Below are 12,405 nucleotides of genomic sequence, written 5' to 3' on the forward strand. Positions count from 1 at the left end.
CTAGAAAAATCATTCATTTTATATTCAACATTGTGACTACAACTATTTCAAATTCAATATTAAAAGCTTCGATCAATCATGCTGGAGCGGAATTATTCTCTATAAAGGACAAACAAGACAATGAATATATCTGGGAAGGCAATCCAGATTTTTGGGGCAAACACTCCCCTGTTCTTTTTCCAATTGTGGGAACTTTAAAAAACAATACTTACAAAATCAACGGAAAAGAATATCATTTGCCTCGTCATGGCTTTGCAAGAGATATGGAATTTTCTTTAATTGAAAAAACTGAAAACAAGGCAATTTTCTCTCTTAAATCTTCCGAAGAAACATTAGAAAAATATCCTTTTGAATTTGAATTACAGCTTATTTACACACTAAAGGAAAGCGCATTAGAACTAGAATACAAAGTAATCAATTGCAGCAAAGAAAAAATGCCTTTTTCGATTGGTGCACATCCTGCAATTGCACTTCCAAACAATTTTGAAGATTATGCTTTTCAATTCGAAAAAGAAGAAAACTTAAAATACTATCTTCTTGAAAACGATTTGATTTCATCTAAAACTAAAGTTTTAGAACCAAAAAACAATTTAGTTGCTTTAAATTATGAGCTATTTAAAAATGATGCTTTGATATTTAAAACTTTAGAATCAAAATCGCTAACTATTTTGAATAATTCAAAACCTTATGTAAAAGTTGATTATAAAGATTTTCCAAGCTTAGGAATCTGGACAAAAGAAAATGCACCGTTTATCTGTATTGAACCTTGGTTAGGCTATTCTGATACCGAGGAAAATACAGGCGATTTATACGAAAAAGAAGGAATTTTGACATTGAATACAAATAAAGATTTCAGTGCAAAATTTAGTATTACCATATTATAATAAACAAAATGTTAGATTTTAACTTTACGCCATTTCCAATAATAGAAACTGAGCGTATAATTCTAGATAGAATTACCGACAAAGATGTAAAAGAAGTTTTTGAACTGCGTTCTAATCCTGAAACCATGAAATATATTCCGAGACCTTTAGTAAAAAACCACGAAGATGCCTTGGAACACATCCAGATGATTAATGAAAAAATCGAAAGCAATATTGGAATAAATTGGGGAATCAGACTTAAAAACGATCCTAAATTATTAGGAATTATTGGTTATTACAGAATACAACCCGAAAATTACCGAGCTGAAATAGGTTATATGCTTTCACCAGATCATCATGGAAAAGGAATTATACCGGAAGCCGTTAATCAACTTATAAAATATGGATTTGAAAATCTAAAACTCCACTCAATAGAAGCTGTTATTGATCCAGAAAATTATGCATCTGAAAAGGTCTTACAAAAATGTGGTTTTGTTAAAGAAGCTCATTTAAAAGAGTCAGAATTTTGGGAAGGAAAATTTCTTGACAAGGTAATCTATTCATTACTAGAAAAGTAGAATTTTATTCTTGTTAAAATAATCTTAATACAATTGTACTCAAGCATTATACGTTATATTTGCGCTCGAAAATTAGCTACAATAGCTATTTGAATTCCAAAAACTTTATGAAAAAAATACCTGCCCTACTTGTTCTTTTAGTCAGCATTCAATTACAAAGTCAAACATTTGTAAAATTTAACGGAGCTACTGCATTACTTGCAATTCCAAATATTGGTATAGAAACTAGTATTGGAGAAAAAACCACTTTTAGCGCCGATGTAATGGCTTCTTTCTGGGAATCATTCAACGGAAACAACCCAATGAAATTTGTTACTATTACCCCAGAAATCCGTTATCATTTTAAAGAAAAATATAATGGTTTTTATGTTGGAGCACATATTGGAGCCGATAAATACAAATTACAAAAATGGGATTATTGGGACACTAATAAGTACGAAGATGGTTTCGGTTATAGAATTGGAGCTACAGTTGGTTACAATTTAAAACTAAGTGATAAATTTTTACTTGACTTTTTTGTTGGCGGTGGATGGCACCAAGGATTTTATAAAGGATACTATAACGACGGAACTCCAGGAAGATACGAAAAAGCACCTCATTGGAATAAAAGTGGAGAGTGGCTTCCGTACCGCGGAGGTGTAATGATTTCTTACAAATTATAAAACTCAGCTTAATTTAGGAAGTGTTTTAATGTAAAGTTCTTCTACTTTTTTACGAGCCCAATCTGTTTTTCTTAAAAAAGTAAGACTTGATTTCACACTCGGATTTAAGGTAAAGCATTTAACAGGAATTAATTCTCCTAAAGTATCAAAACCATAATAATCTACTAGAGTTTCGACAATTTTTTGAAGTGTAATTCCGTGTAATGGATCTTTAGATTGGTTTTGCATTTTTATACTTTTTTTTAAATAATATCAAAAGACCGTACTTTTCAGTACGGTCTTCTTTTTTTGCAAAATTACTAAAATAGAATTTTACGTTAATCAAATAAAGAATAAATTAGAATATGAATTTAAATCCTACAGAAATTGGAGATGTCAAGTTTGGATTACTTCCACCTAATGCTGTATTGTAGTAAGAGTCAACATTAGCTACATGAGCTAATCCAAAATTTGTGACCGTTGTTTTCTCTCCATTCTCTGGTTTTAAAGTTGTAGAAGTAAAGTTTGCTAAATCATAAGAAAACTCAACAGAGAAATTCTTAGTAACAAAATAATCAAAACCTCCTGATACAGATACACCAATTTGATTTACCTTTAAGTCACTTTCCTTTTCTTTACCCGTAATAACCGGTATTGCTGCCTGTCCGAAGAAATACAACGAACCAGCTACATTCCAATATTTTCTAACTAAAGGCTGAAAAACAAATAAATCTGTCTTGGCTAGTGTTTTAACATCTGGACTATTATTTTCATATCCATCAGATTTAATATTAATAAAACCAATTCCAGCTCCAACTGCAACAGATGGGGTAACAAATGTACCAACTATTGGCAATACAGATATACTTGTCCCTTTAACATCTCCACTTTTAGTTTGCTGGTAACCAAACTGAGAAGTAGCAAACCAAGCCCCTTTTAACCCTTGAGACGAATCTTGAGCTTTAGCAGTTAAACCAATTAACACCATACTCACTAATGTTACAATTTTTTTCATTTTATTTCGTTTTTTTTTTAATTACAGGACAAACTTATGGGTAAGCTTTTTGCTCAAGACTGATTTAAATCATAGATTAAAAAAAAACTTTAATTATATTTAACTGCCACATTTTTTTCAATTTTGTCTTACATTTGCAATCATGATAAAGTCAGTCAATATACTTAACAAAAGAGCCCGATTCGATTACGAAATAATCGATACTTATACTGCTGGAATTGTTTTGGCAGGAACAGAAATTAAATCTATACGTCTAGGAAAAGCAAATATTACCGAAAGCTTCTGCGAATTTAGCGGGATGGAACTTTTTGCTATTAATACATATATTGAAGAATATTCTTTTGGAAATCAATTCAATCATAAATCGAGAAGCGAAAGAAAATTACTTTTAAATAAAAAAGAATTAAAAACACTTCATAAAAGCGTACAAGCAAAAGGATTAACTATTATTCCTTTGAAATTATTTACAAATGAAAAAGGGTTAGCCAAATTGCAAATTGGCCTTTGCAAAGGAAAGAAGAACTACGACAAGCGTGAATCTCTAAAAGAGCAAGATACTAAGCGAGACTTAGACCGTATTAAAAAAGCTTATAACTAAAAGAAAATTAATTTCCTTATAATGACCTTTTTACAATATTTTATCGTTATTTTTATTACAAAATAATTTAACTGTAAAATATGAAAAAGTACTTCGTTTTGTTTTTCGCTATTTTGGCATTTTCAAGTTGTGGCAGTAATACTTCTATTGTAAACAGCTGGAGAGATCCTGATGTAACCATTACTCAGGAACATTTCAAGAAAGTTTTGGTTGTAGCTTTGGTCAAGGACGAAGCTTCGAGACGAATTACAGAAAATAGAATTGCAGCAAGCAATCCAATATTTAAGACTTCTTATCAATACTTAGATGCAACTTCTCAATTATCACAAGAACAGAAACTAAAGGTTTTACAAGATGAAGGTTTTGATGGCGTAATCAGTATGCGATTAGTCAGCAAAGAAAAAGAAGTTAATTATGTTCCTGGCACTTACACTGGAATGTATTATGGTGGATTTGACGGAATGTACACAGGAATGTATGGTTATGGATTTGGGAATTGGTACGGAATGTACTCGCCTAATTTCTACGATCCTGGATATTATCAAGAAACTACATCTTATATGGTAGAAACCAATGTATTTTCATTAAAACAAAACAAGCTAATCTGGACAGGAACAACAGAATCTCAATATGTTACCGATTTGGGACAAACCGTTGACGCCATAATGCAAGTAGTTGTAAAAGAAATGCGAAAAGACGGCTCACTTCCTCCAAAATAAAATATCAAAAAAGCAGTATTCTAAAATACTGCTTTTTTTTTATTTAAAAAATTGACTATTTTTGTCAAGACTAAATTTTTCATTAAATGAAATCGCTTTTAAAAAATGCTAGAGAACAAAAAGGATTAAAAACTCGCGAGTTAGCACAGCTTGCCGGTATTGATCAGGCCTTGATCAGCAAATTTGAATCTGGCACTCGAAAACCCACCAAAGATCAGATAATCAAACTTTCCCAGCTACTAGAAATTGATTACGAAACTTTAATGATTGCGTGGCTTAAAGAAAAGATTCTTTATGAAATTGGTGATGATGATCTTGCTTTGAAAGCATTAAAAGTCGCAGAAGATGAAATCAAATACAATAAAACGGTTTCGAATCTTAAATTATCTACTTCGTTAGAGAAAATCCTAAAAGAAATTGATTTTTTAAAAGAAAAACTAGACTCTTTTCGCCAATTTGACAGTTTTAAAATTAAACAAGCTCTCGAATTAGAATATACTTTTGAAAGTAATAGAATTGAAGGAAATACAATGACTCTTCGTGAAACCGATATGGTTATCAATGAAGGTTTGACAATTTCTGGAAAAAGTATGCGGGAACATTTGGAAGCCATTAATCATCAAGAAGCTATTGGTTTTATAAAAGAATTAATGAGTAAAAGCAATTCGTTAAATGAGCGTGATCTTTTGTCTATTCATAATTTAATACTTCGAGGAATTATCCCAGAAGGCGCTGGACGTTACAGAAAAGTTCAGGTCATGATACAAGGAAGTACTCATATGCCTCCCCAAGCGTTAATGGTTCCTCAAGAAATGGAGGAATACTTTATTTGGTACGAAATCAATAAAAATAAATTGCATCCTGTTATCCTTGCTGCCGAAATGCATGAACGTTTAATTACTATCCATCCTTTTATTGATGGAAATGGCCGAACTTCGAGATTAATAATGAATTTAATTCTAATGCAAAAAGGTTATCCGATAGCCAACATTAAAGGAGATTATGAAAATCGAATGCAGTATTATCAAGCCTTAGAAATAGCGCAAACTAAAAAAGACAAGGAAGACTTCTTTCTCTTTATTGCTCAAAGAGAAAAAGAAAGCCTAGAAAGATACATTTCAATTCTTACTCAATAGAAAAAGCCCGTTTAAAAACGGGCTTCTTATTAATTTTTATCTTCTAATAAAGGAACAAATCTAAATTCTCCAAATTCATGTTTTTCGAATTGAGTTTCATTTTTCCTGATTAATAAGGTCATAATCTGAACATCTTCTCCAAGCGGAATAACAAGTCTTCCTCCTATTTTTAATTGAGCCATTAACGGCTGAGGAATAAATGGTGCACCCGCCGTAACTATAATACTGTCAAACGGAGCAAAATTTGGAAGCCCTTTATATCCATCTCCAAAAGTAACGTGCTTTGGACGAATATTTAATTTTGGAAAAAGATTCGATGTTGTCTTAAATAATTCGCTTTGCCTTTCAACTGTATAAACTTTAGCGCCAAGCATAAACAAAACAGCCGTTTGGTAACCAGAACCAGTACCAATTTCTAAAACTTTGTGATCTCTTTTTACTTCTAATAGCTGTGATTGAAAAGCAACCGTATACGGCTGTGAGATAGTTTGACCCGCTCCAATAGGAAAAGCCTTATCTTGATAAGCATAATCTTCAAAACTTGAATTCAAAAAAAGGTGTCTCGGGATTTTTTTTATCGCATCAAGCACTGCTTTATCAGTAATTCCTTTTTGCTCTAAAGTAGTTACTAATTGATTACGAAGTCCTTGATGTTTGGCAGTATCTTTCAAAATGAGTAGGTTTTATTTTCGCAAAAATAAGAAAACAAATTATCAAAAGTCAACTACTTTTTTATGATTTAATTTCTATTTTTGATTTATGCACTAACCTAAAATGAAATCTAATCTTTTATGAAAAAAGCTTTACTCGTTTTATCTTTCTTTTTTTCCCTAATTGGAATTTTATCTACTTTTTTTCTTGTGTTTTTTAAAATCGAATACCTTAATGACTTTACAGGAATTATTTTGAGCTTAAAACCTCATTATTTTTCCGGACTTAATACTTATTTGGAAACAGAACGTCGAAGCGATAATTCAACAAGCGGAATAATTTTACCGCTTTTAAACCTATTTTTTTACCTCACTCTTCTTTCAGGTTCCATAATATATTATATTTCAAAATATAAAGAAACAAGGTTATTGAGTTTTAATTATAGTATAGCAATCATTAATGGGCTTGTAGGTTTATCGTTTTTTGCTTTAGTAGATACGAATAAAACTTCTCCATATTTACTTTATAAAGTAGTCGGCATAGTAATTACCATTATAATAATTTTTATATCCTATTATATTATTAAAAAACCTCTAAATGAAACTATTAGCGCCACCGAAATTACAGATGATATTACTTTAGAAAATTCGTCAAATTACAAACGTTTCCTAAATTTAATCATTGATACAATATTAATACTTAGCATTACTTATGGTTATTTTGAATTTTCAGAAAGAAGTACTACCCTAACAACCTTTTACGAAAAATTACATACCGCTTTTGGAACAGAGTTCTCTATTTTACTATATATATACATAATCAAATTTATATACTACCTAGTTTATGAATCTCTATTTAAATCAACGCCTGCAAAATTTTTAACTGGATGTTATATTACAGATGAAAATGGAAATCAGCCAGATTTTTCAATGATTTTAAAAAGGACACTATGTCGATTTATTCCTTTCGAAAGTTTTTCTTTTCTAATGGGTAAAAACCTACATGATGATTACTCAGACACTTATGTTGTAAACAAAAAAACAGACGCACATATTGAAAAACGCTATTTATTAGTTTTAGGAATCAGCTTCTGCATCATGTTAATATACTATTATTTTAATAGATATTAATACTTTTTTTGTCTTTAGCAAATCTAAATTAAAACTCAAAATATTGACTTTAAATTGAGATCTCGCTAAATCTTTACTACATACATTTTCACGTTCAACAAATAAATTATATTTTTGTTTAAAATACATTCTCATGTTAAAAGTAGGAGTTTTAGGTGCTGGTCATCTTGGTAAAATACATTTACGCTTATTACAACAATCTGACAAATACGAATTAGTTGGATTTTACGACGAAAATCAAGAAAATGCCGAAAGAATCTCAAAAGAGTTTGGCTATAAAAACTTCAGCACAATTGCAAAACTTATTCACGCTGTCGACGTGATTGATATTGTTACTCCAACACTTTCGCATTACAAATGTGCAAAGGTTGCGATCAAATCTGGAAAACATATCTTTATTGAAAAACCAATTGCCAATACTGTAGAAGAAGCTGAAGAAATTATTGCTTTAGCAAAAGAATACAATGTAAAAGGACAAGTTGGTCACGTAGAGCGTTTTAATCCCGCTTTTATTGCTACAAAAAACATGATCGAAAATCCGATGTTTATAGAAACGCATCGTTTGGCCGAATTTAACCCACGTGGTACAGATGTTCCTGTTGTTTTAGATTTAATGATTCATGATATAGATGCAATTTTAAGTGTAGTTAATTCAAAAGTAAAAGACATTCATGCAAGTGGAGTTTCTGTAATTAGCGATACTCCAGATATTGCCAACGCTAGAATCGAATTCGAAAATGGATGCGTTGCAAATTTAACTGCCAGTAGAATTTCATTAAAAAACATGCGCAAATCACGTTTCTTTCAAAAAGATGCTTACATTTCTGTTGACTTTTTAGAAAAGAAATGCGAAGTAGTTCGTATGAAAGATGCGCCAGAAGTTCCTGGAGATTTTGATATGATTCTTCAAAATGCTGAAGGCGTTAAAAAACAAATTTATTTCACTAATCCAGATGTAGAACAAAACAATGCAATTCTGGACGAATTAGAATCTTTTGCAAATGCAATCAATACAGATACTACACCAGTTGTAACATTGGAGCAAGCGACAGATGCATTGCGAGTGGCGTATCAAATTATTGACTGTTTCGACAAATAATTTAAAGAATTTTAAAAATAAAATTAGCCACGAAATTCACGATAACATTGTGAATTCGTGGCTAAATCGTAAAATATAATATCAAAAGTAATATGAAAACAATAGCTGTAATTGGAGCAGGTACAATGGGTAACGGAATTGCGCATACTTTTGCGCAAAGCGGATTTACTGTAAAATTAATCGATGTTTCTGAAAAATCATTAGATAAAGGAATGGCAACTATTGCTGCTAACTTAGATCGTATGCTTTCTAAAGGAACAATTACGCAAGAAGATGTTGCTAAAACAATCACCAATATTATTACTTATACAGATATAAAAGACGGTGTTGTTGGTGTTGATTTAGTAGTTGAAGCTGCAACTGAAAATGTTGAATTAAAACTAAACATCTTCAAACAATTAAACGAATATTGCTCACACAATACAATCTTAGCTACCAATACTTCTTCAATTTCAATTACACAAATTGGAGCTGTTGTAGCGCATCCAGAACGTGTCATCGGAATGCATTTCATGAATCCGGTGCCGATTATGAAATTGGTTGAAATCATCCGCGGATATAATACAAGCGATGAAGTAACTAAAATCATCATGACTTTATCTGAAAAATTAGGTAAAGTTCCTGTTGAAGTTAATGATTATCCAGGTTTTGTAGCAAACAGAATTTTAATGCCTATGCTAAACGAAGCAATCGAAACGTTATACAATAAAGTGGCTGGAGTTTATGAAATCGATACGGTAATGAAATTAGGAATGGGACACCCTATGGGGCCACTTCAGTTAGCTGATTTTATTGGTCTTGACGTTTGTCTCGCAATTTTAAATGTAATGTACGATGGATTTAAAAACCCAAAATATGCTCCTTGCCCACTTTTAGTAAATATGGTAAGAGCTGGTAAACTTGGAGTTAAATCTGGAGAAGGTTTTTACGATTATAGCGAAAGTAAAAAAGCAGAGAAAATCTCTAAGCAGTTTATTCTTTCATAAAAAAGAAATATCATGTCGATTCAATCGAATTTAAATACAATTAAAGCAACATTACCTGATCACGTAACTCTAGTTGCCGTTTCAAAAACAAAACCTGTTTCTGACTTGATGCAGGCTTACGAAGCTGGACAACGCATATTTGGAGAAAACAAAATTCAGGAAATGACTGAAAAATGGGAACAAATGCCAAAAGATATTCAATGGCATATGATAGGTCATGTTCAGTCAAATAAAGTCAAGTTTATGGCACCGTATGTCACTTTAATTCATGGTGTTGACAGTTTGAAATTATTACAAGAAATAAATAAACAAGCTTTAAAAAACAATAGAATTATAGATTGTCTTCTTCAAATTTATATTGCAGAAGAAGAATCTAAGTTTGGCTTGGACGAAAATGAATTAAATGAACTTTTAACTTCTTCAGAGTTCAAAGAGTTGAAAAATATTCGTATCTTAGGTTTAATGGGAATGGCCACTTTCACCGAAGACCAAAACCAAATAAAAAAAGAATTCACACATTTAAAATCTATTTTTGATTCCATCCAAAAACTGCAGATTGTTGATTTAAAAACAATTTCAATGGGGATGTCTGGAGATTATCAATTAGCCATAGAATGCGGAAGCACAATGGTAAGAATTGGAAGCAGCATTTTTGGCGGACGCTAAACATAAATCATAGATTTTAACTGATTACTAAAACTGAGACTGAGCAATTAATTTGTACGCAATACTTGACATAGAGACCACTGGAGGACAATTTAATGAAGAGGGAATTACTGAAATCGCCATCTATAAATTTGATGGACATGAAGTAGTAGACCAATTCATCAGTCTTGTTAATCCCGAAATTCCGATTCAGCCGTTTGTAGTAAAACTGACTGGAATTAATAACGCTATGTTACAGTCGGCGCCAAAGTTCTATGAAGTTGCCAAACGTATTATTGAAATTACTTCAGATTGCGTAATTGTGGCTCACAATGCTTCTTTTGACTACAGAATCCTTCGTACTGAATTCCGTCGTTTAGGCTACGATTTCGAGGCTAAAACACTTTGCACAGTAGAATTAGCTAAAAAACTAATTCCAGAACAGCCTTCTTACAGTTTAGGCAAATTGGTGCGTGCTCTTGGAATTCCAATGGCAGATAGACATCGTGCGAGCGGAGATGCTATGGCAACAACAAAGCTGTTCAAAATGCTTTTAGAAAAAGACACAGAGAAAACAATCGTAAAAGATTTTATAAAACTCGAAGTCGAAAAAGGGATTTCTCCTAAATTTTTAGACATATTAAATCAGATGCCAACCAAAACTGGGGTTTATTATATTTATAATGAAAGTGGTACTTTGATTTATATCGGCAAAAGCCAAAATATCAAAAAGAGAGTCAATCAGCACTTTACAGGAGTTACAACTAAAAGCAAAAAAATTCAGGCAGAAGTCTTCACCATAACTTATGACGAAACCGGAAGCGAGCTAGTTGCGCTTTTAAAAGAAAGCCAGGAAGTAAAAATAAATCGTCCGAAATACAATCGTTCGCAAAAGAAAACTGTTTTTCCTTTCGCCTTATATGCAGAAAAAGATGCAAACGGATATATAAACCTAAAACTTGAAAAAGCAGACGGACGTAAAAAAGAAATTACATCTTTTGCCTCTTTGCAAGAAGGTAAAAATGCCCTTTTTAAATTTACGGCAAAATATCATTTATGCCAGAAATTGACAGGTTTATACCAAACCAAAAAAGAGTGTTTTCAATATAAAATAAAAGAGTGTGACGGGGCTTGTATTGGCGAAGTGACGCCCGAAGTCTACAATTTAAGAGTACAGCAGTTTATTTCAGAAAACAGTTTCGAAAATAAAAGCATGATCATAATCGACAGGGGGCGAAATGTAAACGAAAGAAGTGCTATTTTGATAGAAAATGGAATATACCAAGGTTATGCTTATTACGATTTGAACTATCAAATCACAAATATTGATATTCTTAAAAACATTCTAATCCCAATGCAGCATAATCGTGACGTAAAACACATTATTCAGAGCTACATTCGCAAAAGCAAGTCATTAAAAATCATGCATTTTTAAGACGATAAACTTTACGTATCTTAGTGATATATGACAAAATACAAATCAAAATACGAGATTTTTAGAGAAAAAATCAAAATCATTCTCTACGGAACAAATACCATTTTGGGCAGAATGTTCGATTTGGTTCTCTTAGGACTCATATTATTAAGCGTATTATTGGTAATGCTCGATACGGTAGAAGGCATTAATCATAAATACCATCACCAACTCCTTATCTGCGAATGGATTATTACCGTTTTCTTTACCATAGAGTATATTTTAAGGATTATTGCTATACAAAAACCTATAAAATATGTTTTTAGCTTTTACGGAATTATAGATTTGATGGCGATTCTACCAATGTATTTGTCAATCTTTTTTCCTGCAACAAATGTTTTGACAATTGTCCGTATACTGCGTTTTTTCAGATTATTCAAAATTCTGCATATTCCGCAAATTTCGCATCAATCTTACCAGTTAAAAGAAGCATTACAAGCCAGCAAAGAAAAAATACTCGTTTTTATATATTTCGTAATCATCAGCGCCATTATTATAGGTGCATTAATGTACGTTGTCGAAGGCAAAGAAAGTGGTTTTACCAGTATTCCAGTTAGCATTTATTGGTCAATTGTAACACTTACTACAGTGGGTTATGGAGATATTTCGCCAATAACACCGCTTGGGCAATTTCTCGCATCACTTGTTATGATTATGGGTTACGGAATTATAGCAGTTCCTACAGGTATTGTAACAGCAGAATTTGCCAAAGCAAGTTTCCGAAACAACTCCGTAAATGGCAAAAGAACCTGCTCGCAATGCAATGCCCAACTACATTTTGATAATGCAAAATATTGTTATCAATGCGGAAAAACATTGCCTAGTAATTAATTTATCAAGCTAATCTAGCTGTACATTACAACTCCTCCT

At 31.9% G+C, this 12,405-nt stretch carries 15 protein-coding genes; 12 read left to right on the forward strand and 3 right to left on the reverse strand.

The genetic code is table 11. The features are described 5' to 3' along the window. Positions 1-32 precede the first annotated feature (32 nt). The 3 genes from JC605_RS10205 (at position 33) to JC605_RS10215 (ending at position 2,103) form a co-directional block, all read left to right on the forward strand. The gene (locus tag JC605_RS10205) at positions 33-884 is read left to right on the forward strand and encodes an aldose 1-epimerase family protein (protein WP_198856072.1); all 852 of its coding nucleotides are present in this window, start codon (positions 33-35) and stop codon (positions 882-884) included. An 8-nt stretch (positions 885-892) separates the two neighbouring features. Next, a complete protein-coding gene (locus JC605_RS10210) occupies positions 893-1,441 on the forward strand; it encodes a GNAT family N-acetyltransferase (protein ID WP_198856073.1) in 549 nt (182 codons plus the stop codon). Between the two features lie 107 nt (positions 1,442-1,548). Then, a complete protein-coding gene (locus JC605_RS10215; protein WP_198856074.1) occupies positions 1,549-2,103 on the forward strand; it encodes a DUF3575 domain-containing protein in 555 nt (184 codons plus the stop codon). 3 nt (positions 2,104-2,106) lie between these two features. Here JC605_RS10215 and JC605_RS10220 read toward each other — a convergent pair whose 3' ends face one another. Beyond that, complete coding sequence (locus JC605_RS10220; RefSeq protein WP_198856075.1) at positions 2,107-2,331, reverse strand: VF530 family DNA-binding protein; 225 nt, start codon at positions 2,329-2,331, stop codon at positions 2,107-2,109. A gap of 109 nt (positions 2,332-2,440) precedes the next feature. After that, positions 2,441-3,097, reverse strand: a complete 657-nt coding sequence (locus JC605_RS10225; RefSeq protein WP_198856076.1) for an outer membrane beta-barrel protein — start codon at positions 3,095-3,097, stop codon at positions 2,441-2,443. A gap of 142 nt (positions 3,098-3,239) precedes the next feature. Here JC605_RS10225 and smpB point away from each other — a divergent pair, with 142 nt between their 5' ends. From smpB to JC605_RS10240, 3 genes are all read left to right on the forward strand, one after another. Beyond that, positions 3,240-3,695 carry an SsrA-binding protein SmpB gene (smpB, locus tag JC605_RS10230; RefSeq protein WP_095927676.1) on the forward strand — a complete coding sequence of 152 codons (456 nt, stop codon included), beginning with the start codon at positions 3,240-3,242 and terminating at the stop codon, positions 3,693-3,695. Between the two features lie 80 nt (positions 3,696-3,775). Then, positions 3,776-4,414, forward strand: a complete 639-nt coding sequence (locus tag JC605_RS10235) for a hypothetical protein (RefSeq protein ID WP_198856077.1) — start codon at positions 3,776-3,778, stop codon at positions 4,412-4,414. An 86-nt stretch (positions 4,415-4,500) separates the two neighbouring features. After that, positions 4,501-5,550 (forward strand): Fic family protein, encoded by a 1,050-nt coding sequence (locus JC605_RS10240; RefSeq protein WP_198856078.1) that lies wholly within the window; start codon positions 4,501-4,503, stop codon positions 5,548-5,550. A 29-nt stretch (positions 5,551-5,579) separates the two neighbouring features. Here the strand turns inward: JC605_RS10240 and JC605_RS10245 are convergent, their stop codons facing one another. Beyond that, positions 5,580-6,221 carry a protein-L-isoaspartate(D-aspartate) O-methyltransferase gene (locus JC605_RS10245; RefSeq protein ID WP_177209989.1) on the reverse strand — a complete coding sequence of 214 codons (642 nt, stop codon included), beginning with the start codon at positions 6,219-6,221 and terminating at the stop codon, positions 5,580-5,582. Positions 6,222-6,341: 120 nt separating this feature from the next. Between JC605_RS10245 and JC605_RS10250 the strand changes: the two genes are divergently transcribed. The 6 genes from JC605_RS10250 (at position 6,342) to JC605_RS10275 (ending at position 12,366) form a co-directional block, all read left to right on the forward strand. Continuing rightward, complete coding sequence (locus JC605_RS10250; protein ID WP_198856079.1) at positions 6,342-7,331, forward strand: RDD family protein; 990 nt, start codon at positions 6,342-6,344, stop codon at positions 7,329-7,331. 133 nt (positions 7,332-7,464) lie between these two features. Next, a complete protein-coding gene (locus JC605_RS10255; RefSeq protein ID WP_095927680.1) occupies positions 7,465-8,430 on the forward strand; it encodes a Gfo/Idh/MocA family protein in 966 nt (321 codons plus the stop codon). Positions 8,431-8,522: 92 nt separating this feature from the next. Next, positions 8,523-9,416: a 3-hydroxyacyl-CoA dehydrogenase family protein gene (locus JC605_RS10260; RefSeq protein WP_198856080.1), complete on the forward strand. Its 894-nt coding sequence runs from the start codon at positions 8,523-8,525 to the stop codon at positions 9,414-9,416. Positions 9,417-9,428: 12 nt separating this feature from the next. After that, positions 9,429-10,082, forward strand: a complete 654-nt coding sequence (locus JC605_RS10265; RefSeq protein WP_198856081.1) for a YggS family pyridoxal phosphate-dependent enzyme — start codon at positions 9,429-9,431, stop codon at positions 10,080-10,082. Positions 10,083-10,134: 52 nt separating this feature from the next. Next, entirely contained in the window at positions 10,135-11,496 is a 1,362-nt protein-coding gene (locus tag JC605_RS10270; RefSeq protein WP_198856082.1) for an exonuclease domain-containing protein, read from the forward strand. 30 nt (positions 11,497-11,526) lie between these two features. Next, on the forward strand, positions 11,527-12,366 hold the full coding sequence (locus JC605_RS10275; protein WP_198856083.1) for an ion transporter: 840 nt from the start codon (positions 11,527-11,529) through the stop codon (positions 12,364-12,366). Positions 12,367-12,405: the final 39 nt, after the last annotated feature.

The organism is Flavobacterium sp. IB48 (genome assembly GCF_016405855.1).
GTDB lineage: Bacteria > Bacteroidota > Bacteroidia > Flavobacteriales > Flavobacteriaceae > Flavobacterium > Flavobacterium ginsengisoli.